Here is a 23,934-nt window from a genome sequence, read left to right as displayed (position 1 = left end):
CAGAAATCGGATGCCGTGGAAAGCAAAAAAATCTCAGTCCTCAAGGCTCCTTCAAAGCCGGTGGCCGATGGCTCTGGATCTGCGCCTTGAAGTCCCCGAGGCTGTTCCAATGCGCAGGCGCATTGAGATCGACTTCCGCGATGGCCAGCGTGCCAAACACATCCGCCTTTGCCAGTACATCGCCATAGTGATCGAAGATGCCTGAGATCATCCACTGGTTCTTGATGGCGTCCGTGTAGGTGCTGCTGACGATGTAGACATGGTTTTCGCAAGCGCGTGCAGCGGCGAGCATGGGATTGCAGCCCCACACCGGCCAGGCGATGACTTCGGCTCCCTTGATCGTGAGGGCGCGGGCGACTTCGGGGAAGAAGCCATCGTAGCAGACCATCATGCCCACTTTGCCAAAACGGGTATCAAACACCGGATAGTCATGCCCGGGAGTGATGCCATGTTCGATCTCCCCACGCGGCAGAGTCACTTTGCGATACTTGCCCACCAGCGTGCCATCCGGACCCAGGAGCGCCGAAGTATTGTACAGCGTCTTGCCCTCACGCTCCACGAGGCCCGCGACGATGTAGAGATTGTGCTCCTTCGCCAGTTTGCCAAAGTACTCCGTGCTCGGTCCAGGCACCGTCTCGGCACACTCGGCCATCGTCTTGCCAGTGCCGTAATAAGTGAGCGTCTCGCCGAGCACCACAAGGTCGGCCTTTTGTTTGGCAGCTTCAGCAATGAGCGGCGCATACTGCGGTGGCTTATCAGCGGGGTTCTTGCCGTCCTTCGGCTGAAGGTGAATCGTGGCGAGGCGCGCCTTGCGCGGGGCAGGGGCGGGCACGGCGGCGAGAGAGACATCGCTCCACTCCACACGCGAATTCGCCGCCCACTGGAGGTAGAGCTCGATCTTTGCCTGCTTCGCCTTCACCGGCGCACGCAGAGTGCTTTGGCAATGAATCCACTGGCCTGCTTCACCCTCAGGCACATGCGGGTATTCAGGCTCGGCACGTGGGACGGTGCCCTTCGCGTAACCTTGCTTCGCAGGCTCCTCCCAGTTGACGGGCTTGCCGTTTTCATCCTGCCAAAGGATGCGCGCATACACGCTGCGGCGTGCCGTGGGCATGGCGCTGGTCTTTTTCCACGCGTTGAACTGGTAATGCTTTCCGCCTTCGACCGGCAGCGTGTTTGTCCAGCAGCCGATCCATTGTTCGCCCGCACCCGTTTCAAGAATCAGCGCCCCTTTGCCATCATGTCCGCCAGTCTGGCTGACAGCCGAATCCGGCTTCGCCTCATCACGCGGAGACCAAAGCACCCAGCCGTCTGAAAACGCCGCATGGGAAGCGGTGGCGAGGAGGCAGAGCAGGGCGGTGAGGGATTTCATGCGGGAGAGTACGCTGGCAGATGCAGCAGTCTTGATGGGATTGATGCAAACGACATGGCAGAATGACGTTACTCTTCGAATTGAAAATGACCGTCTTGAAACCGGTAGGTTTTGCGAATGTCGCCACGGTCCGTGAAACCGATTTTCTTGCCGTCACCGCTGACGATGCCATTTTCAAAGCAGAACAAGATCCGGTATTGCCCGTTCAACTTTGCGGGATCGTTGATCTTGATTTGAAAGCTGCCATCAGGCGCGATCCGAGCCGCATAGCTCCGGCTCCAGTATTCTGCGTCCGGGTTTTTGTCTCCCCGGTCGTCAATCAGCACCACGCTATGGGCGGGTTGTTGGGTGACGAGTCTGCCGGTGACAGTCACCGTGTCGGCATTGGGGTCGAAGGCGGCCTTGTAGTCGGTTAGTTTTACTTCCCAAGGTTCAAATTGTTTCATTGCCTTCCCCGTGAAGAGAGGATGTCTCCACAGCATGGCTGCTTCGGCGGCTGCCAGATACACGTGGTCGGCTTTTGGACCATGCCGCATCGCGTATCCAGGTGGATTGGGACCCATGAGCGAGTTCCCCAGGTTGAGCGTTGGATCAGGGCCCATATGGGGAAGCCCGAAACCATGGGCCAGCTCATGGATCGTTGACTTGAGCTTGTATTCATAATTAAAGCCCTCAGTCAGTTGCAGGTCTGGACGAATCTCTCCTGGAACCGTGTCGTAATTGATGATGGCCGCGCCTCCATCACGGGGGTTGCCTTGTCCCATCCAGTTTTCAAAACGAATGGGCCGGTCTCCCAGGTACATAAAGACCCACCAGACATGGCTTGCTTTCGACACGTTGTGCTGCGCCCCTGCTTTGTTGATCACGTTGCCGATGCAGCTCGGTTGGGAATACGTGCCGCTGGCTGCACTGTCTTTGCCACGAACCTGAAGCAGTTCGACCTGCCCCTTGCCGTCACGCTCGAACAACGTTTTCACTCCTGGTGGGTAACCATGCCGATTCATGCCGCTGAAGAAAAAGGCATCGGCGGCATCGGCGATTTGCGTGATTCGATGCCGGGCGCCTTCTGGAACGGCGAGATCCGCAGGGACGAAGAGGATGATTTTGACCGATCTAGGAAGGCACTCCTTGGGCTCTTCTGCGAAGCATTGGGCTGCAAAATAGAAGATGCTGACGGCGATCAGCAAAATCATTTTGGCAGACGGGCTCATGCAAGGGGGGCTTCGTGTTCTGGCGTGGCTGCTTTGCTCCTGTGGCAATCAAGTCTGGAGCTCTCTCATTGTTGAGGATGGCTTGAGGCGTCGAGTGCTGCGCAGCAGACGACGCCAGCTTTTAGAGGAGGCAGAAGGGCAGATCGATAAGGATTCTACTTCTCATCCAGCCCGCGACGGATGCGGTACTTGATCGCAAGCTGATGCGCCGGGGAATTGGCGAAGGTGAGGCCTTTGATGCGTTCGAGCTGCAGCAGCGCGACGCTCTGCACGGCAGGGTAATGATTCCCGCTGTGGGCGATGCTGAGCAGGCGGGTGAGGTAGTCGAGCTGGAGGTTCTGGCGCATGGTGCTCACCGGTTTGGCTGGATCATCACCGGTGCAGATGGCGGTGGTGAGGGTGTTCATGACTTCTTCCAGGCCGAGCTGGTTGCCGTAGAGTGCGGAGTCTTCGATGCGCTCCAGCGTGCGGGAATGCAGGAGCTGGTCGAGCAAGGTGCGCTGGATATTGAAGACGCGCTCATGGAGCTTGGGGTCTTCACCTTCGTCACGATGGTCAAAGCCACGGCGCTGCAGCTGGAGGTGGGCGTAGAGTTCAGGCGGCGCGGCGAGCGCATCCGGCGCAAAGGCGTACTTCGCCAGCACAGCAAGGGCCTGGCGCTGTTTGTCCGCTTCCACGGGCTTGAACGGCACAGCTCCGGGGGCCTGCCCCTGCACGGCACGCTCCACATAGACACCACCGACGTAACGTGAGATGGCATTGAGCGAGCCGCTGGCTTCTTTGGTCAGGGAGGCAAAAGCCTGCGCGACTTCCTGCCAGCTCTTGCCGGGATCCGAGACATCTTTGAGGATGTTGGCGAGTTCAACGCGGACGATTTCACAGCGCTGCTCGCCGTAGCTGATGGCATCGCTGCTCATGTCAAAAAGCATGGCGCGTGGATCAATGGCCTTGCCAGGAGAGCGCATGTCGTCGGCATCGTTGGCAAAGGCCAGCTCCGGCTTGTGTGAGAGCGCGGCGATGGATTCAAGGCGCTTCGCTTCTTCAACGGGATCTTCCAAAGACTCGCTGTAGCCGTAATTGATCACCCAATGGTCATAGGGGCCGGGCTTGGTGGTGAAGTACTGGCCCTGCTTTACGCCTTTGGGGGCGATGTTGATGGGCGGGTAGTCCATGACGGAGCCGGTGAGGCCGGTCTTTTCCGTGAGCTCCGCGTTATGGATGTCCTTGAGGCTGTGAAGCTGGCTGCCACGGAAATTGTGGTTCAGGCCGAGCGTGTGCCCGACCTCATGCAGGCAGAGGTAGTAGAGCGATTCTTTGATAAGGCGGTCCATCTCCACGCGGTCGCTTTTTTGCAGGCGCAGCATGGTCTGGCCAAACAGCAGGCCGTTGCGTGCGGAGCCGCAGGCCTCGCAGGCGTGCGGGTTGAAAGCTTTCGTCTGGCCTGCTGCTTCGGCTTCCGTGCCCAGATCGGCAAAGAGCTTCTTGGTGAGCAGGCGCTTGGTGATGAAGCTGTACTCCAGCATGATGTCCGCACCGAGGATCTCACCCGTGCGCGGATTGGCAAAGCTGGGGCCGTAGCCGCCGAAGGGCGGAGCCACGCTGCTGGTCCAGCGCAGCACGTTGTGCTCGATGTCATCCGCATTCCACTTCGCATCATCGGGCTGCTGCTTGACGACGACGGCGTCTTTGAATCCGGCGGTTTCGAAGGCCTCATTCCACTTCAGCACGGCGGTGCGGATGGTGTCGCGGAATTCAACGGGCGTGGTGTTCTCGATCCAGAACACGATCGGCTGCACGGGCTCGCTCAGCGCGGTGCCAGGCTTTTGCTTCACCAGCCGCCAGCGGTGGATGACGTCACGATACGGCGCCACGTCCGTGCTCGTCATGTCCGTGATCTGATGGGTGAAGTAGCCGATGCGCGGGTCATCGAGGCGGGGCTTGTAGTCGCTCTCGGGCATGGCGATGAGCGTGTGCTGCACCTTGACAGTGATGTAGCGCGGATTGGCCACATCGGCGGCGGTTTCCCAGGTGGGGCTGGGGTTTTCAAACACATACTCCGCCGTGATGGCGGTGTTTTTGGGGTAGCCGTTGACGCGCAGGATCTTGGACTTGGACTCCGAGAGCTTGCCCAGCACAGCTTTGTCCCCGCCCATGTTGCTGAACTTCACCTGGGTGAGGTTTTCGCGCAGGAACAGGTTGGTGCAGGAAATGAGATAGCCTTCCTCGTCCTCGGCCATGATGATTTCAGTGCTCAAGACGGCGCTGGTGGTGTTGGCCGCCTGGGCTTTGGCCAGGGCGCTTTGCGGATCGAAGAAGAGCTTGGTGTTTTGCTCGACGAGTTCGATGCGGTCAAAGACCTTGTGGATCGTGAAGACCAGCGAGTCGCCGTAACGGCCGCGGTTGTGGCCGGAAGCCACGGGGCCGTCCACGCTGTGGTTGAAGTAGATGAACTCAGGGCCGACCTGATTCTTCGCCACAAACAGCCAGGGGTTGCCACGCTCTGCATCCAGATAGACTCGGAAGAGGCCGTCGACGCGTTTGAAGCCCTTGGTGAATTCAGCGACGGTTTTGCGCTTGGGCTTGTTGTCGTCGCTCTTGGTCAGGGAGACGGTTTGCTGAGGACGTGCAGGCTGAGTGGGAGCCGGAGTGGCGGGGGGATTGGACGGCGCGGGTGGCGTTGGCGCAGGCGCGGGTTTGGCAGGCTCTGGCTTCGTGGGCTCCGGTTTGGGTTCGGGCTTTGGCTCGGGTTTAGGTTCCGGCTTGGGCTCCGGTTTGCCGGGCTCTGGCTTTGCAGGAGCCGGTTTGGGCTCGGGTTTGCCCTCAGGAGCCGCAGGCAGGCTGGACAGAGGAAACACGAGGACGGAGCATGCGATCAGAAGGCGGCGAGACATGGCGAAAGCAGGGTGGTGGTGGGACGGAAAGGCGACAATACCTGACACAACGTGCCAGTGGCCAGATCATTGTATAAAATTGTGGCAGACAGGCCGACGTGGCGGTCGGCAGGGCATCTAGGCACTCATTCCACTTGGTGCACATTTATTGGTAAGATGAGTGCAGGTCCTGCGTTTTCGCGGCTGGAACCCCCTCCGCCCCTTCATGAAAGCCCTCCGTCTCCTCTTCGCATGCCTGCTGACCTCTGCCACGCTGCAAGCCGCGCCTCTGCCGGAAAGCCAGAAGATAGATCAACTCCTCAGCCAGGACTGGGAGAAAGCCGGCCTCAAGCCGAACCCGCCCGCCAGTGACGAGGTGCTCGTGCGCAGGCTCTACCTCGACATCGCCGGGCGCATCCCCACTCTGGAAGAAGCTCAGGCCTACACCAACTCCAAAGACCCGCAGAAGCGCGCCAAGCTCATCGACACCCTGCTGGCCTCCGACGGCTACACCAGCCACATGTTCAATTACTGGGCCGATGTGCTGCGTCTGACGGACAACGTGAAGGGGCGCATCACCGCCGAGGCCTACGAAGAATGGCTCAAGCAGCAGGTCAAAGCCAACGTGCCGTATGACAAGTTCGTGAAAAACCTCCTCACCACCGACGGCGGTGTGTGGGACAGCGGCAGCATCGGTTTCTGGCAGCGGGATGAAAACAAGCTCGACCATCTGGCCTACACCGTGCAGGTCTTTCTGGGCACCAGCATCGTCTGCGCTCAGTGTCACAACCACCCCTTCGACAAGTGGTCCCAGATGGACTACTACCACATGGCCGCCTTCACCTACGGCATGGACACGAAAAGCCGGGGCGTGGATTTCAAGAGCCCCGCCGGCAAAGGCATGGAGCTGGACAAGAAAGCCCTGCAGGCCATGAGCGGTGCGGAGAAAAAAGCCTACCGGGCTAAAATGCAGGCGGAGAAAAAAGCCGAGGAATCCAAGATCAGCAGGGAAGACATGCAGCAGGTCAAACGCGCCATGCAGGACGTGATGAAGCCGCTGCGCTACACCAGCGCCGAGTGGCAGGAAGGCAAGCTCCCCAGCCTGCCCGCTGACTACAAGTACCCTGATGCCAAGCCCGGTGCAAAGGTCGAAGCCAAGACCATGTTTGGCAAGGATGCCGTGGTCAAACCCGGTGAGACCCAGTTGCAAGCTTTCGCCGACTGGATGACCAGCCCGGAGAATCCGCGCTTCACCACCGTGATCGCCAACCGCATGTGGAAGAAAGCCTTCGGCGTGGGCTTGATCGAGCCCGTGGATGAAATGACCGACAGCACCGTCGCCAGCAATCCGGCGCTGATGGACTACCTCGGCCAGTTGATGATCGAGAAGCAATACTCGCTCAAATCCTTCCTGCGGGTGCTCTACAATACCGACACCTACCAGCGCGCCGCCACCACGCATGAGGTGCCACTTGGCGAGACCTACCACTTCACCGGCCCGATCCTGCGCCGCATGAGCGCGGAGCAGATCTGGGACTCCTTTGTCACGCTCTCGAAGGGCAACGTGGATGACACCGTTGATGACGAGAACGCCCGTCTGCATCAGTATCTCGATGATCTCTCCACCTTCCTCGGCACGGTCAAATCCAAGGGGGCTGAAGGCCTGGTGCAGATCGCCAAGGAGGGCCGCGCCAAAATGGATGCCAACCAGAAGCAGATCGACGCCATGAAAGCCAAGCTCGAAGCTGACAAGGCAAAGGGAATTGATGTTACGGCAGAGGCCAAAGCGCTCGCTAAAGAGGCCGCCACTCTGCGCAGAGCCTCTGAGAAAGACATCCTTGTCGCCTTGCTCGGCAAAGATCGCGCAGACGATCTGCGCCAGGGCTACCGGCCCGAAAAACCCGCGCAGGGCAAGCGCCCGCAGATTGATCCGAAGACGCTCGCATCCATGACCAAGGAGCAGCGCAAGGAATTCCTCAAAGCCTACCAGCGCAACAGCAGCGGCAAGGATGGCATGGGCCTCACCTCCCGCGCTTCGGAGCAGCCCAGCCCCGCACGCCCCGGCACTTTCCTGCGCACCTTTGGCCAGAGTGATCGCGAACTCATCCAGAACGCCAGCGACGATGCCTCCGTGCCGCAGGCTCTCACCCTGCTCAATGGACCCGCTGCTGATGTGATCAACAATCCGGCTTCCAAATTGAACCAGGCCATCGCCAAGGCTGGATCGCCTTCAGATAAAATCGCGACTCTCTATCAGGCGCTCCTGAGCCGCGCTCCCACGGCCAATGAGCAGGCCATTCTCAATGGCGTCATCAAAGAGCGCGGCGACAAGGCCGTCGCGGATGTCACCCACGCGCTCATCACCGGCTCGCAGTTCCTCTTCGTCCAATAATTCTCTCACGCATCATCCTCATGAAAGCCCTCCTCCATTCCTGTGACGATGTCACCCGCCGTGACTTTGCCAAAAACATCGCCAAGACCTGCCTCGGCGTTTCCATGATGAGCGCCCTGGCGCCACGCGGCTATGCTGCGTTTGAAGGCTCCAGCAAGGCCAAGCAGGCCGCCACGGCCAAGCGAGTCATCTATCTCTACATGTCCGGCGGCATGACGCATTTGGACACCTTTGGCTGCGTGCCGGGTGCGGACACCATGGGCGGCACCAAGACCATCCCCACCAGCGCGGACGGCGTGCAGATCGGCGAACTGCTGCCGCACACCGCGAAGATGATGCATCGCGGAGCCATCATCAATTCTCTCTCCTCCACGCAGGGTGCCCATGCGCAGGGCAATTACTTCCAGCACACCAGCTACACCATGCGCGGTGCCACACGGCATCCCACCATGGGAGCTTGGATGCAGAAATTTCAAGGCAAGGGCAATGTGGATCTCCCCGGCTCCGTCATCATCACCAGCGACAGCAAGCACCCCGGCGGTGGTTTCTTCGAGGCCGCATGCCAGCCGCTGATCCTCAATGATCCAGCGCGCGGTCTGCAAAACAGCCATCGTCCCAGCACGCTGAGTGAGGGCGATTTCGACTACCGCCTCGGCCTCTCCGCCAAGCTCGATCAAGGATTTCAGCAGGCCTACAACTACAAGAACGTCAAAGCCTACGCGGACGTCTACAAGGACGCCATCAAGGTCATGAAGAGCGAGGACCTCGACGCCTTCGACCTCAGCAAGGAATCCCCGGAAACTCATGCCGAATACGGTGATGGAAACTTCGCGCAGGGCTGCCTCCTCGCACGTCGCCTGGTTGAGCACGGTGTGCGCTTTGTGGAAGTGAACCTCGGCGGCTGGGACATGCATCAGGACATTGGTGCCCGCCTCCCTGAACGTTGTGGTGATCTCGATCAGGCGCTGGGCACGCTGCTCACCGATCTCGAACGCCGTGGTCTGCTGGATGACACCCTCGTCGTCCTCACCTCCGAATTCGGCCGCACCCCGAAGATCAATCAGAACGAAGGCCGCGACCACTACCCGAAAGCCTTCAGCTCCGTCCTCTGGGGCGGCGGCATCGCCGGTGGTCAGGTCTATGGCAAGACGGACAAAGGCATCGAAGTCACCGAAAACAAAGTCAGCGTCCCCGACTTCAACGCCACCATCGCCTACGCCCTCGGCCTGCCGCTGGACCTCGTGCTGTATTCCAGCACCAAGCGTCCCTTCACAGTGACCGACAAGGGCCAGCCGATCACGAGCTTGTTTGGGTAGGTGTGGAAATCGCCTAACCACGCATGCTTCGTGCATTCGGAGGTTGCATGGAATAGGGCGTTCTCTTTTTTCTCGCACTTTTGGCGCTTCGTCGCACAATGGCTGTGCATGGAGCCTGCCGCTCAGCCATCCACCTATGATTTCTTCATCAGCTACACAAGCAAAGATGAAGCTTGGGCTGAATGGATTGCCTATCACTTGAGGGCGCATGGCTACAGCTTTCGATTTCAGAAATGGCACTTCAATGCGGGCAATTCGTGGGTCGTAGAAATGCAGAAGGCTCTGCAGCAATGCCAGCGTATGATCGCGGTTTTATCCCCGGCCTACTTGGCGTCCGAGAATGGACAGGCCGAATGGAATGTGTTCTACTCCAAGGACCCAAGTGGCTCCAAAGCATTGCTTGTCCCCGTTCGCATCGCCCAGACCGAACTCAACGACCTGCACAAAACCCGCAATTACATCGACTTCGTCTGCAAGGCCGAAGACGAATGTCTCGCGGCTCTGCTTCATGGCATCAAGCCTACCGAGCCGACCAGCAAGCCCTCTTTCCCTTCTTCCTGCGAGTCTTCGGCCACACGCGTGCCCGCTCCAGTGTTTCCAGGACTACCGAGAAATAACCTTCCCGCCATTCAGCGCTTCTTCGGACGCGACAAGGAGCTCGCCAACCTCCTTCACAATCTCCAGCCCGACGCCACTGGCTGGGGCGTGCTCATTAATGGCCACGGCGGCATGGGCAAGACCACCCTCGCCATCCGCGCTGCAGAGCTGGCCGCGCCCGGACACTTCGACGACATCATCTTTCTCTCTGCCAAGAAGACCGCTATGGATCCCCATGGTCCGCACGACGAAAGCACCTTCGCTATCAGCGGCTTCACGCAAATGATCGACGCTACCGCCCGAAGGCTTCAGAAGCCTGAGATCACCCAGGCCGCTGCCGACGAGCGTCCGCGCCTCCTCATCGACGCTCTCACTGGCACCCGCACCCTCCTTGTCCTCGACAACCTCGAAACCCTCTCCGAGGCCGACCAGCGCAGCCTCTTCGCCTTCCTCGGCCACCTCCCACGCACCTGTAAAGCCCTCCTCACCAGCCGCTCCCTCCTCACCGCCACCGGCAGAAGGCTTAAACTCCAGCAACTCGACCAAACCGCAGCCCTCCAGACCCTCGCCGACATCGCCCGCGACAACCCCGCGCTCGACGCCGCCCCCGAGTCCGACCGACTTCGCCTCATCACCGAGACCGGCGGCAACACCCTGCTCCTCACCTGGACTGCCTGGCAGGTCGGCAGCGGCTACTGCACCACCATTGCAGACGCCCTCGCTCACCTGCGCAGCTGCCCGCAGGGCAATGATCCCCTCGAGTTCATCTTTGGCGATCTCCTCGCCCGCTTCACGACCGATGAAGAGCGCATTGTCGCCACTCTGAGCTATCCCATCGAACCCATCTCGTTCAGCGCCATCGCCGAGATCAGCGGCGTCGATGAACCCACCACCCGCCGCGCCCTCAAGCTCCTCACCAACCGCTCCATCGTCGTCCCCCAGGAAGGCGAAGAAAATTACGCCCTCATTCCTATGATCGCCGTGTTCATTCACGATGCGCGGGCTGAGTTGGTGAAGCGTGTGGGGGAGCGCCTTGAACACCGCGCGTTTGCCTTAATCAATGAGCATGGCTACACGCGGCATGCTCCCTTCGAAAAACTCGAACGAGAATGGGCATCTATTTCACCAGCGCTTCGCCTCTTTATAGATGGTCCGAATATCAGGCTCCAAGAGATTTGTAACGGGCTCGACAACTTTCTCGAATTCACAGGCCGCTGGGATGAGATGGTCAGGCTTTGCCAGAATGCAGAGATGTGCGCTGTTAATGCAGCTGATTTTGACAGTGCTGGGCGGAGGGCCTTTTGGGAAGGGTGGGCTCACAGCCTTATGCGCGATGAGGACAAGCTGTCGGCCTGTGCCGAACGAGTTGATAAATACTGGCCCTCGACCATTCCTAATCCCCGAAAACGAGCCATGGCGCTTCGACTCCAAGGACACGCACACATGCTTCGATCGAACTTTTCGAAAGCAATTGAGTGTTACAAGGCTGCACTCATTTTTGCAGCCAAATTGTCGGCATCCAACGGCCAGGTTGCAGAGTGTCTGAATTGTCTGGCAATAGTATCACTAAAGTCTGGAGATGAATTGGGTGCAGATCGATATTCAGCGGAAGCGTTGGACGTGGCGCGCAGAAGCGGGAGCAAATACTACATCGCAAACCTCACAGGGCGCCGTGCAGATATTTTGCTTTTGCAGGGCAAATGGAAGGAGGCTGAATCAATGGCGCGCGCAGCGATGGACATGGGCACTATTTTTGGGCGGCAGTCTCTCATCGCAAACAACTGCCGTCGGTTGGCTGCGAGCTTAGTGCGGCAATCAAGATTTGGCGAAGCAAAGCCTTATGCAGAACGGGCTTTGAGCATTTACATGCGTCTTAGGTCCCCTGATTGTGAGAGAACGCAAGCCATCTTAGCCGAATGCGATCTTCATGGAGCCAACGAGCTGCGTCTATAGGGCGTGTGTAATGTTCGAAATGGCCCGCCTGACATCGTAAGTGAAGGTCAACCGCTGAAAAATCTAATTTTTTGCAGCTGACCTTTTGGTGTTTAAGAAGGTACTGAGCTGAAATGCGAATTTTCAATCCGCCACAACTCATGCGAGAATCGGATGTTCGGACACGATTTGAATCCATGCGCCTGCTTTCCTTCCTTCTGCTCCTACTGGGCATCTCGATCTCGAATGCCCAGCAGATCGATCTCGAAAAAATCTTTGAGGAGCGCAATCTGGGGCCGGTGGGGGAACTGCTCGCACGCGGCGACTACGAACTCGTGGCTCGCATCGGCGAAGCGGCGGCGGAGAAGGGGCTGAAGGCGCCGGACTGGCGGATTCTGCGGTTCAAGGCGTTGCGTGAAATGGGACACATCGAGCAGGCGATGGAGGAAACCGGGAAGGCGCTGGTGCTGTATCCGGGGCACTTTGAAATCCTGCTGCTGCGCCATGATCTGGCACAGATGCTGGGCCGGGCAGATGTGATGGCGGAGTCTTTGAAGGGGATCAATGAAGCGGCGAAGTCGAAGGCAGCGAAGGATCGCACGGCCATGGAGTCGGTGGTGCTTGGCCGGGCGGCCGTGATGCTCGGGGCCGATGCGCAGAAGGTGATCGCTCAATATTTCAAACTGGCGCAGGGCAAGGATGCGAAATTGGAAGCGGCATATCTGGCCGAGGGAAATCTCGCGCTCGACAAGGATGATGCGCAGCGCGCGGCGGATGTGTTTCGTGCGGGATTGAAGGCGCATGGTGAGACGGCCGATCTGCGGCTGGGGCTCGCCCGTGCCTTTCAATCGGGTGATCGCGAGAAGGCGACGGAGAGCTTGAAGAAGGCGCTCGAATTGAATCCCCATCTGGCAGCCGCGCACCTGCTACGGGCGGAACAGCTCATTGGCGGAGAAAAGTTCATCGAGGCCGAGGCCGCCATTCAGCAGGTGCTGGATCAAGATGGGCAGAATCCTGTGGCGTGGTCGCTGCGGGCCGTCGTGGCCTATCTGTTCATGGCAGATGCCGGCAAGATGGAGGAGGCGCGGGCGCATGCTTTGGAACGATGGGAAAAAAATCCCGAGGTCGATCACACCATCGGGCGCTGTTTGTCGCGGGCCTATCGGTTTGCCGAAAGTGCGGCCCGTCAGCGTCAGGCGCTGGAGTTTGATCCGAAGTATCTGCCGGCCAAGATGCAGCTCTGCCATGATCTGCTCCGCCTCGGAGATGAAGAAGAGGCATGGAAGCTCGCGGAGCTGATCCGCAAGGAAGATGGCTACAACATCCAGGCGCACAATCTGGCGCTGCTGGAGAAGGAGATGAACGGCTACACCACGCAGACCTTCGAGGACTTCATCTTGAAAATGCCCAAGCGCGACTGGCCCATCTATGGTGCGCGTGCGCTGGCGCTGCTGCGCGATGCGAAGACGGTGCTGGGCGCGAAATACGGCATGGACTTGAAGCGGCCCGTGCTGGTGGAGTTCTTCGGTGCACAGCAGGATTTCGCCATCCGCACCTTCGGAGCACTGGGCGGGCAGGGGATGCTGGGCGTGTGTTTCGGTACCGTGGTGACGATGAACAGCCCCGGCAGTCTGGCTCATGGTCGCAACAACTGGGAGAGCACGCTGTGGCATGAGTTCTGCCATGTGATCACGCTCACCGTCACCAAGAACCGCATGCCTCGCTGGTTGAGCGAAGGCATCAGCGTTCACGAGGAGCGGCAGCGCGATCCCGCCTGGGGCATGTGGATGAACGACAAGTTTCGCGAGATGGTGCTCGACGAGGAAACGCTGACGCCACTGACGCGTCTCAGCGGCGCTTTCATGGCGCCCAAGACCCAGGATCATCTGATGTTTGCCTACTATGAGTCCAGCCAGGCGGTGGAGTTTCTGCTGGAGAAATTCGGCAAAGACAAGTTCCAGGGCATTCTGCAGCAGCTCGCCGCCGGCAAGCGGATCAACGATGCGATCGCCGCGAACGTGGGGGACATTGAAGAAGTCGAGAAGCAGTTCGCCCAGTACATCACCGCCAAGGCCAAAAGCTTTGGAGCCAACGCCGATTGGGAGGAACCGAAGGCCGAGGAGCTGAATCCCTTCGATGCAGGTTCATTCACCGAATTTCTCAAAAAGCACCCCACCAATCTCTGGGCTCTGCACAAGGAGGCTGCGTCAATGATGGAGGCCAAGAAATGGGCCGAGGTGCTGCCGCTGGCTGACAAGATCATCGAACTGCTGCCTGACAACTACGATGCCGACAGCGGCTACGCACTGAAGGTGCAGGCGCTGCGTCAGTTGAAGCGCACGGATGAGGAAGTTGCCGTGCTGCGGCAGATCGCGGCGAAATCATCCAGCGCGCAAAGCTCCTTCCTGCGCCTGATCGAACTTGATGTGCCAGCCAAGCGCTGGCCGGAAGTGAAAGCCAATGCTCTGCGCTCGATGGCCTTGAATCCCTTTCTCGTGACACCGCAAAGGGCGCTGGCAGATGCCTGTGCCGCCCTGAACGAAACGCCGGAGGCGATTGCCGCTTTTGAGCGCGTGCTCGTGCTCGATCCCAGTGGCGGTGCACAGACTCATTTCAAACTGGCTGAATTGCTACGCGCATCCGATGCCACAAAGGCGAAACGCCACCTGCTGGATTCGCTGGCGCTGGCTCCGAGGAATCGGGAAGGGCTGGCTCTCTTGGCGGAGTGGAAGTGATCACGGAGTGAGTGGCTTCTACCTGGACTGTGAAAAAAGGCGCAGGGTGCCGAGTTCACGTGTCAGTGAATCCAGCTCGGATGGGTTTTTCCCAAGAACCCAGGCATGGATCTTGTAGTACTCGTCCAAGGCAAAAAGGGTCGTCTGGTAGATCGAGCCATCGGGCTTGGTCTTGCGATGCCATATGACTTTGTGAGTGCCGATTTTACCGGCATGTCGCGTGCTGCCGGCCAGCGGCGCAAAAGACGGATGCCCGCCAATGTAAAAACCGATCTCACCCTCTGCTGGCGATTTGGGGATGCCGTGGAAAACGCGGAAGTCAGGTCCTTCCACTTTGTGCCAGCGCATGGAGACGCTGGAGTTTGGGCCGAGCAAATGTGCCTTCTCCTCTTTGGAAAGCGCAGGTTCTTTTTTGCTGGAGCACGAGGCTAGAACGGCGGTGAGAAGGACAATGAACGCGATTCGGTGCATGGTTGTGAAGAGAGGAGTTTGGACTGGAGGGGGCTCGGTTTTGGGTCGGTTACATTTCCAACTCCAGCGCCTCCACACCCTCATAGCGGGCGCACAGCGCATTGATCTCCTCCTGCTCCATCACCATGAACCCCGTCGAGAGCGCATCTGACAAAGCGGCGGTGGGAGCGAGGGCGTAGGTGCGGCGGTTCTTGAGGGGAACAGGGGCAAACACGCGTGGGTTCATGATGTGCGCGCCTTTGACGGCAAAGCCGGAACCACTGACGGCGCGATTGAGAAGAGCGGTTCGTTTTTCACCGCCTCCGAGGGTGATGGACCACGCTTCCTTCCCACTCGGGGCACCGATGGCTAGGATGGTGCTGTCTCCGGCATTGAGGACGAAGTTGGTGATCTTCCAGTCCTGCAGCACGTCGGCAGCTTGATCGAGTGCGTAGCCTTTGCCCATGGCACCGAGGTCGAAGATCATGCCAGTGGCATGCACGGTGACGCTCATGGTTTCTTCATCAAGGTCGAAGCGGTGGCTGCCGATGATCTGGCGCGCCTGCTCCAGCACGTCTTTGCTGACCTGTCGTGGCTCGCCTTCGGATGTGATGAAGAGATTCATGAGCGGACCGATGGTGATGTCGAAGGCTCCCGCTGTTTCCTGATGCATGGCCTTTGCCAGTGAGAGGCAATCCCACGCAGCCATGCCGACGCGGATGCTCTCTCCTGCTCTGAGCTGCCCGAGGCGGTAGATGTCGCTGGTGGCGCGGAAGCGGCTCAGCTCATCTTCGAGCCGGGCGATTTCTTGAAACACCGCCTGGGAGGCCTGGGCCGCGTAGGTTTCATCGGCATCCTCATGATTGATGATGACGTCGAAGGTGGTGGCCATCGCATTGCAGGTGAAGCGATGGTGCTGCGGGGTGGGAGAGCTCACGGTTTGGCGGCTTCCTGCTGCTTGCGCAGGCTGTGTCGGTCCCAGAGGGATTGTTCAATCCAAAGGTTCAGCATCACACCGGGGCGAAGGCCGAAGAGATCCGGCTTGGTGTACGTTTTGCCGGCGAATTTCGCCTCCAGCGCGGCCTGCATCTCGGGTTCAGCGATGATGACGCGTGCGTCAATGGTTTCGGGGATCGTGTTGGTGTAATGAACGCTTTTGATGTCGCGCCAGTACCAGGGCAGCGGCCAGCCTGCATCGCGATTGATGACGAGAACATTGAAGGCATCATCCGGTGCGGTCTTCTGCAGTTCCCGCACCTGGGGCAGCAGCCGCAGGAGATTGGTGGAGGTGTGAGAATAGACGTAGGGATTGCGCGAATCGGCGGCGTAGAGGTGAATGGCGTGGTTGGTCTGCGACAGGAGATGGTACAGACCGAGGCCGAAGGCGATCTTGAAAACGAGCCGCGAGAATTTCCCGGTGAGCGCGCCCGCAATGGCGGCGGCACCCACTCCGGCCAGCAACGTCAGCGCATGCTGGGCGCTGAGGATGGACCAAGGGGTCTTGTACGCGAGGAAGGAATAGATGGAGAAAAGGACCAGGGTGTAAACGGAGAGGAACACGAGAAAGGCCTGCCGTGCGGGCTGCTTCATGTGGTTTCCCAAAAATGCATACAGCATGCCGACGATGCCGAGGCCGCCGATCATGGCCTCGCTCCACACAAGGCCGTCTTTGCGCCAGAAGATGAGCGTGAGGTAGTAGTGCCAGGGCTTCTCATGGCCGCTGCCTCCGGCGCGCTCAAAGTAGTTCAGGTAGGTCAGTGCGCTGTCCTTCACGGCCAGCCAGTCTTTGAAGCCGCCGGAGTAGATCGTGATGCTGGTCAGGATGGCGGCGATGATGACCCACAGCCAGGGGGAGGCAGCGCGGCGTTTGCTGGCACCGATGTCATAGCCGCTGCGCCGGGGGGCGAAGTCGCCGACCATCACTTTGGTGACGGCGAATCCGACGAGCCCGGCGACGATGTTGATGGCGAAGGTTTCCTTGGTGGCGTGCTGCATGCCGATGGCGAAGCCCGCCAGCAACAACCACCAGCGCCCACCTCCCTGGGAGTAGTGCCAGAGCGCGGCGATGCTGAGCGTGATGAACAGCACCAGCGGCACCTCCATGATGAAGTAGCGCGAGTAATAGACCTCCATCGGCGAGATGGCGATGAGCAGCATCGCGAACCCGGTGGCAAGCCGGCCGATTGCATTGCGCAGCAGCAGCGTGGTCAGCAGGAGCAGCAGTCCGCAGACCACGGGCACGGTGCGCAGCTGGGCTTCGGTCCAGGTGGAGGAGTCGCCCCAGCCGGCCAGTTTGGACCAGATGCGTGTGATGTAGTGCAGCCCCGGGCCGTGGAAATCTTTCGGGTCGTATTTGAAATGGCCGGTGGCTTGGAACTCGTCGGACTTCATCGCGAGGATGGCCTCGTCGGTGTGCATGGGGCGCTCGCCAAGGGTGGGGAAGCGGTAATAAGCGCCAAGGAAAAGAGAGACTAGGGCAAAGATCGTCAGGCCTATGCGGCCGAGAGATTTTTTCTGAGGAGGGGGCATTGGAAAATGACGGATGACGAAAGCAGGATGCGCGCCGGGCACCGCAAAGCAATGGCAGAAGAATTAGATGAGTTCCCGGCGTTCGACCTGGAGACTTTGCTGACGGGTGCGGCGCAGGTGAAAGCGCTCCTGAGTGGGGGACAGGGTTTCGCTGCCGCCGTGTTCCACGACCACGGTGACGTATTGCGGATGCACGGACAATTCGAGAAAGCGCAGCACAGGGGTGCCGCGCGTGCGGAAGAAGCAGTGCAGGGGAATGTGCGGATGCGCAGCGTTCCACAGCCAGCGCGCTGGTGAAAAACGCTCCTCATCCATCAGGGCGCAGAGGATCTCACGCATCACCATCTCGCCGTGTTTGCGCGACCACTTCCAGGCCTCCCGGCGGTTCATGAGTTCATTGAACTTGGCCACAAGAGGATTGGCATGCGCCTGCTCCATCTCCTGAATGATCTCACCGGTATGCACCGCCATGGCGGTGCGGAATTCCTCCCGTGTGATTTGGCCGCTGTCGAACCAGCGGAACAGCTGCTGCGGCGTGGGGACTGGATCGAGTGGAAGCATGGCGAATCGCCTAAGTTTGGCGCGTTCGCGGACGTTCGCAAATTCACTCTTGGTCCCGGGACCCTATTCCTTGGTGTTCTGCGGGATGTCCAAAATGCGCAGCAGATTGTGATACCGGTCGGTCCAGAGCCGGACGTCCTGCTTCAGTTCGGTCTCATTGCCCAGCAGTTCTGCGGGCGTGGCCTTGAGAAAGGCCTCGTTGCGGGTCACAAGGATGTAATCGGTGGAGTCATGGTCGCCATCGGCCTCGGTGGCGATGCGTACGGTTTTGAAGCCGACTGCAGCGGCGATCTTTTCGATCACCGGCGCCAGTACGAGATAAGTGTTGGTGATGTGCACGGCGATGATGCCGTCCGGCTTCATGTGGCGGTCGTAGATGGTGAAGGCCTCCTGGGTCAGCAGGTGCACCGGCACGGAGTCTCCGCTGAAGGCGTCGAGCAGCAGCACATCAAACTGCTGCGAGGGCTCGCGGTCGAGCGCCAGACGCGCATCTGAAACGACGATCTCCACCTTGGCCCCGCGTTTTCTGGCATCCTCGAGGTAGAAGAACCATTTTTCCGCGATGCGCACCACATCGGGATTGATGTCATAGAAACGGAAGGTCTGCCCGCTTTTGGCGTAGCAGGAGACGGTGCCTGCGCCCATGCCCACCACGCCGACGCGCGCGTCCGGGCGGTCTTTGAGGCTGTCGAGCGCCTTGCCGATGCCGGTCTGGTGGCCATAGTAGGTCGTGGGTTGCTCACGGATCGACGCAGCGAGATTCTGCATGCCGTGAATGATGCCCCCGTTGGTGAGCTGGCGGTATTTCAAGGTCTCGCCCCCGCTTTGGTATTCATCCTCCGAGACGGAGAGCATGCCGTAGAAATTGCGCACACGTTCCACCTTTTCGTCATTCTTGAAGCCGAGGTCGGTCATCATGAGCAGGACGAAGGTGAAGAGCATGCCGAGCATGGTGATGGAGATCAGCGCAGGCCGCATGAAGCCACGCCGGATGATGCGGAAGACGAGCACGGCCAGACAAAGGCCGATGCCCGCCAGCGTGCCGTAGATCACCTCGGGCGGTGGCATGAGGTCGATCTTCAGCTGCTTCTGCACCTCCGCCTGAGTGAGAATGCCGTGATGAATCAGCATCCAGGCCACCCCGCAGGTCACGGACGTGATGATCAGGGCCAGCAGCCACTCCCACACATGTTTAACTCTCAGCACCGAGCGCAGCAAAATGTAGCAGGCCAGTGCAGCCACCACGATGAGGCTGATCGGCCACTCCGCAAAGGAGGTGAAGAGGTGAGGTGCACCCAGGCTCACGAACAATCCGCCCAGCGCGCCGCCGAAGGACATGAGGAGATAAAATTCCGTGAGCCGGCGCGGGGCGGGTTTCAGGCGCGTGAGTTCGCCATGGCAGAGCATGCAGGCGATGAACATGGCGCTGAAGGACCAGCCCAGCTCCCAGATGAAATTCGGCGTGAGGTCGATGCTGGCCAGGTGGAACTTCTGCCCCGTCAGCCGGTTGAGGATCGGCTCCACGTGGTTGTGCATCATCAGTTCGAAATCGATCCAGAATGACTGGCCTTGAAGGCGGCTTTCCGTGCAGGTGAGAAACAAAACGGGCAGCGCCAGCAGCGCCCACAGCGCGCAGATGCGTGCATACCAGCGCTCATGCTCAAAGCAGATGATGAAGGTGAGCAGGTAGAGGCTCAGCGGCACGACCCACAGAAAGGGGATCACCGCCACGTCCTGGCAGACGTGATTCGTTGCGGAAAGCAGCACACAGCTGGCCAGTGCGGGCAGCAGCACCCACTGGACTCTCTTCAGCCAGCCGGGGTGATCGGCGGCCGTGTCAATCACCACCGTGGGTTTGGCTTCTGCCTCGATGGCGTGATTGCGGTCCAGCCAGATGCCAGCCAGGGAGAGCACCACAAAGGCGCCGAAGCCCACCGCCCACAGCGTGGTCTGTTCCAAGACATCCCAGTGGACTTCGAAGAACAAAGGGTAGCTCAGCAATGCAGCGAGGGAGCCGATGTTGGAGAGCGCATACAGCCGCCACGGACTGGCGCCATTTGTGGTGCGAGTGAACCACACCTGCACCAGCGGGCTCGTGCTGGAGAGCACGAAGTAGGGCAGGCCCACGCTGACAAAAAGAAGCAGTAAAATGCGCAGAGCGGGGTCTTCAGTTCCCGTCGGCTTCCACATCTCATTCGGAGCGATGGGCAGCATGGCGATTGCCATGCCCAGCAGCACGCCATGTACAACACCCTGCCAGCGCCGTGGCAGCAGCGTCAGCGTGTGCGCATAGGCATAACCGGCAAACAGCACCACCTGGAAAAACAGCATGCACGTCGTCCACACCCCCGGGCTGCCACCGAACCACGGCAGGATGAATTTGCTGATGATCGGCTGCACCTGAAACAGCAGAAAGGCGCTCAACAGGCTCAGTGCCGCGAGGATGATACCGGGGACGGCACGGGAAGGGGAGGCGGGCATGGAGAAAGGGCGTGAGGCTGGCATATCACGCTGTTTGTGGGAAGATAAAAGTAAGGACATTGTGCAGAGCCGCTGGCAATTCACGCCTATCGCGACATCATGCCACATGCCGCAGCCGCCCCGCCGTCCCTTTCGTCCTCGTCCCTCACCGCTCCGTGAGCCGGGCAGTCGCGAACAAGATGACCGCCAGCAGGGAAGCCGCGAGCAAGGCAGTCGTTCGCAGGGGAATGGTGAGCAAAGCAACCGTCCGCAAGGAAACCGCGAATACGGCAATCGTCCGCAAGGCAATCGTGAGCCATTCAAACGTCCGCAAGGCAATCGTGAGCCATTCAAACGTCCGCAGGGCAATCGTGCCCAGCGCAAACTTGAGAAGAGCAATCGTGCTCAGGGCGGCCACGCGCACGGCACCTCATGGGAAAAGTCTGCTGACTGGTACGACGGCATTATTGGCGAGCGCGGCTCAGAGCTCTATCAGGCCGTCGTCATTCCCGGTGCGCTCCATCTGCTGGCACCCAAGCGCGGTGAGCGCGTGCTTGACCTCGGCTGCGGTCAGGGCGTCTTTTCACGCGCACTCGCCCAGGAAGGCTGCCAGGTCACCGGAGTGGATGCCGCTCCCACGCTCATCCAAAAAGCGCGCACCTATCCCGTGAAGCCGCCGGTGCGCTACCTCGCGCGTGATGCCGCGCAGATCGAGGACCTCGGCGAGTTCGATGCCGCCTCCGCCATCCTTTGCGTGCAAAACATGGAGCACCTCGATGTCGTCAGTGCCGCCGCCGCCAAAGTGCTCAAGCCCGGTGGCCGCATGCTCTGGGTCGTCAATCATCCCGCCTTCCGCATCCCTCGTCAGACGAGTTGGGGCAATGATGAAGCCGCCAAGATTCAGTACCGCCGCATTGATGCCTACAGCAGCACCCTGAGCATCCCCATCATCATGCACCCCGGCAGGCCGGACAGCGAGACCACCACCTCCTTCCACCGCAGCCTGCAAACCCTCACCGGCACCGGCTTCAGCGCCGGCCTGCGTCTCGCCGGCATCGAAGAATGGTACTCCCACAAAGAAAGCCAGCCCGGTCCCCGCGCCGCCGCCGAAAACCGCGCCCGCAAGGAGTTCCCGCTATTCCTGGCCCTTCTTTGGGAGAAACGCTGATTTTTAAAAGTGCGACCGCGTAACTCGGTCCCCGTTACTTCCGGGCTCCCTTCCATCATACCAGCATCTGGCAGGAGGTGGGCAGCTTGAATCCCGGGTTTGGAGGCCATGGCTGCGGCGGGCTTTGGGTTCATTCAGGTTCACCGTTGGGTTCAGGGTCAGGGTCAGGTTCAGGGTCAGGTTCAGGGGCACCCGTTGGAGGGTGGGTTTTGGGTTCATGGGTTCATACCCTATATATAGGGTATGAACCCATGAACCCATGAACCCAATGGGTTCAAAATCCGTTTTGAACCCATTTTGAACCCAGTGAACCTGGCAGCCATGTCACAGCCATCCCATAGGGAGGCCGCGCTGAGTTTTGGGCATGCTTGGAATGCAGGCTGCGTTTCGCGGACCTCCGAGCTGACATAAGCAGGTTGGGGTGAAGCCGGAGCCAGACATCGGTGATTCCTTGCCAGACTCTTTGTGGAAAATGGAGCAGCCGGGATGACAAAATGACGGGCGCAGGCTTACCCTCACACCAGCCTCACATACCGTCTTCCCGGCAGCGCCCGGATCATCCGCTTCATCTCCAGCCGCATCAGCGTCGCTGAAACCGTGGCGGTGGTCAGGCCGGAGGTGGTGGTGATGTCGTTGATGTGGGCTTCGTCAGTGCTGATGGCTTTGTAGAGGATCTCCTCTTCCAGCGTCAGCGTGACGACGGGGCGGGACTCTTCGACCTTCGGCGCTTTGGGCGCGGTGGGGAAGAGGGTCATCAAATCATCCAGCACATCGGCACCATCCATGATGAGCTTGGCCCCTTGTTGAATGAGGCGGTTGCAACCGGCGGAGGTCGGCTTGTCGATGGGGCCGGGCACGGCATACACGGTGCGGCCCTGCTCGGTGGCCTGCTGTGCGGTGATGAGGGAACCGCTGCGCAGCGGGGCCTCCACGACGATCAAGCCGCAGGTCCAGCCTGCGACGATGCGGTTGCGGTAGGGAAAGGTTTGTTTGTCGGCCACGCGGTCCACCGGATACTCGCTGATCACCGCCCCGTTTTGCGCGATGCGCTCGGCCAGTGCCATGTTTTCCGGCGGGTACAATTTGCCGATGCCGGAGCCGATGACGGCGACCGTGCGGCCTTTGGCTGCGAGTGCGGCTTCATGCGCTGCCGTGTCGATGCCACGGGCGAGTCCGCTCACCACGGTATAACCCGCATAGGCGATTTGGAAGCTGAGCTTCTTGGTGGTGCTCAGACCGTAGTGCGTGGCATGGCGGCTGCCCACGACGCCGAGGGCGTTGTGATCCCGCTTGGTGAGTTCACCCCAGACGGTGAGGACGAGCGGCGGATTGTAGATTTCGCGCAGCAGCGGCGGATAGAGTTCATCTTCTTGCGTGAGCAGGGTGAGATCGCGCTCCTTGACCTTTTTGAGCTCGCCTTCGAGATCGACCTGGGTTTCCCATCCGGCGATGTTCTCTGCTTGATTGAGACCGAAACCTTCGATCTGGAGGATGTCGCTGCTCTTGGCGCTGAGAATGCGCTCAGGGCTGCCGAAGTGCTGCAGCAGTTTGCGCACACGCACAGGACCCACCTGTGGGAGCAGGTTCAGTACAAGCCAGGCCTCGGTGCGGGTCATTGCACGCTCAGGCTCAGGCGGCAGAGGCGGTGGCTTCGCCGTTTTTCGCGGCAGCAGCGGCGGATTCGGGCAGGGCGACGTTCGTTTGCGCGGAGCCGGAACCAATCAGTTTGCGGAAGATCTTCGAAGGAAAGGACTGGCCCTTCTCCTCGTTTTCAAGCTGGCCCAGAGCTGCCGATTTGGCCATCTCCCATGCCGGGGCGAAGCCGGGGGCGCTGATGACCATCTGCTTCTCGGCGCGGGCCAGGATTTCCAGCTCGCGCTGCATCTTGTTGTCAGGGCGTTCGTTGAGGCGGGCGATCTGCATGCGCAGGTTTTCGTTTTCCTGCTTCAGCGCGGCGCGCTCCTTGTTGATGTCCTGGCTCTGCTTGGAATCCAAGTCCAGCTTGTCGCTGAGCATGTTTTTGTAGCGTTTGAGTTCGCGCTTGGTCTTCCAGTGGCCCCAGAGGGACTGTACAAGAAAAATACCGCAGAGCACGACGCCGTAGATGAAAGTGTTCTGGGGGGATAGGAGGTCTTTAAACATAACTGGCGAAAACTAACTCATGCCCCGGCGTGTGCAACCGGGCAAAGCACCCCAAACAGGCCATTCCTGCCTCAACCTTATCGCTTGTGGAGGATCCTTGGCAAAAAGCAGGAAGGTAAGAAAAGATCGGGTTGGGTTATTTATACCCGGATAAAAATAACTTTTGATTTTTATCCGGGTAATATTAATGGTGACCCAT

General features: G+C 59.7%; 15 protein-coding genes. 5 read left to right on the top strand and 10 right to left on the bottom strand.

Annotated features, from left to right (window positions below; genetic code table 11):
• Positions 1 to 40: 40 nt before the first annotated feature.
• The 3 genes from AC24GY_RS27575 to AC24GY_RS27565 form a co-directional block, all read right to left on the bottom strand.
• Positions 41 to 1,372: a carbon-nitrogen hydrolase family protein gene (locus AC24GY_RS27575; protein ID WP_487689623.1), complete on the bottom strand. Its 1,332-nt coding sequence runs from the start codon at positions 1,370 to 1,372 to the stop codon at positions 41 to 43.
• A 68-nt stretch (positions 1,373 to 1,440) separates the two neighbouring features.
• Positions 1,441 to 2,565 (bottom strand): hypothetical protein, encoded by a 1,125-nt coding sequence (locus AC24GY_RS27570; protein ID WP_487689620.1) that lies wholly within the window; start codon positions 2,563 to 2,565, stop codon positions 1,441 to 1,443.
• A gap of 173 nt (positions 2,566 to 2,738) precedes the next feature.
• Positions 2,739 to 5,474, bottom strand: coding sequence for a zinc-dependent metalloprotease (locus tag AC24GY_RS27565; protein ID WP_487689617.1), 2,736 nt, complete (start codon positions 5,472 to 5,474; stop codon positions 2,739 to 2,741).
• A gap of 205 nt (positions 5,475 to 5,679) precedes the next feature.
• Here AC24GY_RS27565 and AC24GY_RS27560 point away from each other — a divergent pair, with 205 nt between their 5' ends.
• From AC24GY_RS27560 to AC24GY_RS27545, 4 genes are all read left to right on the top strand, one after another.
• Entirely contained in the window at positions 5,680 to 7,845 is a 2,166-nt protein-coding gene (locus AC24GY_RS27560) for a DUF1549 domain-containing protein (RefSeq protein ID WP_487689615.1), read from the top strand.
• A 20-nt stretch (positions 7,846 to 7,865) separates the two neighbouring features.
• A complete protein-coding gene (locus tag AC24GY_RS27555; protein ID WP_487689612.1) occupies positions 7,866 to 9,161 on the top strand; it encodes a DUF1501 domain-containing protein in 1,296 nt (431 codons plus the stop codon).
• A 108-nt stretch (positions 9,162 to 9,269) separates the two neighbouring features.
• Positions 9,270 to 11,711: a TIR domain-containing protein gene (locus AC24GY_RS27550; protein WP_487689610.1), complete on the top strand. Its 2,442-nt coding sequence runs from the start codon at positions 9,270 to 9,272 to the stop codon at positions 11,709 to 11,711.
• Positions 11,712 to 11,887: 176 nt separating this feature from the next.
• On the top strand, positions 11,888 to 14,425 hold the full coding sequence (locus tag AC24GY_RS27545) for a peptidase MA family metallohydrolase (protein WP_487689607.1): 2,538 nt from the start codon (positions 11,888 to 11,890) through the stop codon (positions 14,423 to 14,425).
• An 18-nt stretch (positions 14,426 to 14,443) separates the two neighbouring features.
• On the opposite strand, the gene AC24GY_RS27540 is transcribed toward AC24GY_RS27545, so the two are convergent.
• From AC24GY_RS27540 to AC24GY_RS27520, 5 genes are all read right to left on the bottom strand, one after another.
• Entirely contained in the window at positions 14,444 to 14,896 is a 453-nt protein-coding gene (locus tag AC24GY_RS27540) for a hypothetical protein (RefSeq protein ID WP_487689604.1), read from the bottom strand.
• A 49-nt stretch (positions 14,897 to 14,945) separates the two neighbouring features.
• Complete coding sequence (locus tag AC24GY_RS27535; protein ID WP_487689602.1) at positions 14,946 to 15,812, bottom strand: FAD:protein FMN transferase; 867 nt, start codon at positions 15,810 to 15,812, stop codon at positions 14,946 to 14,948.
• Entirely contained in the window at positions 15,809 to 17,404 is a 1,596-nt protein-coding gene (locus AC24GY_RS27530) for a flippase activity-associated protein Agl23 (RefSeq protein ID WP_487689599.1), read from the bottom strand. The genes AC24GY_RS27535 and AC24GY_RS27530 overlap by 4 nt, the downstream gene beginning before the upstream one ends.
• 63 nt (positions 17,405 to 17,467) lie before the next feature.
• The gene (locus tag AC24GY_RS27525) at positions 17,468 to 17,965 is read right to left on the bottom strand and encodes a hypothetical protein (RefSeq protein ID WP_422320241.1); all 498 of its coding nucleotides are present in this window, start codon (positions 17,963 to 17,965) and stop codon (positions 17,468 to 17,470) included.
• A gap of 63 nt (positions 17,966 to 18,028) precedes the next feature.
• Entirely contained in the window at positions 18,029 to 20,446 is a 2,418-nt protein-coding gene (locus AC24GY_RS27520; protein ID WP_487689597.1) for a spermidine synthase, read from the bottom strand.
• A gap of 106 nt (positions 20,447 to 20,552) precedes the next feature.
• Here AC24GY_RS27520 and AC24GY_RS27515 point away from each other — a divergent pair, with 106 nt between their 5' ends.
• The gene (locus AC24GY_RS27515; protein WP_487689594.1) at positions 20,553 to 21,593 is read left to right on the top strand and encodes a class I SAM-dependent methyltransferase; all 1,041 of its coding nucleotides are present in this window, start codon (positions 20,553 to 20,555) and stop codon (positions 21,591 to 21,593) included.
• Positions 21,594 to 22,108: 515 nt separating this feature from the next.
• Here the strand turns inward: AC24GY_RS27515 and dprA are convergent.
• Entirely contained in the window at positions 22,109 to 23,209 is a 1,101-nt protein-coding gene (dprA, locus tag AC24GY_RS27510) for a DNA-processing protein DprA (protein WP_422320262.1), read from the bottom strand.
• Positions 23,210 to 23,222: 13 nt separating this feature from the next.
• Positions 23,223 to 23,735: a hypothetical protein gene (locus AC24GY_RS27505; protein WP_422320261.1), complete on the bottom strand. Its 513-nt coding sequence runs from the start codon at positions 23,733 to 23,735 to the stop codon at positions 23,223 to 23,225.
• Positions 23,736 to 23,934: the final 199 nt, after the last annotated feature.

The sequence above is a fragment of the Prosthecobacter sp. Pr1 genome, from assembly GCF_057652315.1.
Note: the sequence above shows the minus strand (reverse complement) of the source record. Positions and strands in the feature narration are given on the sequence as shown.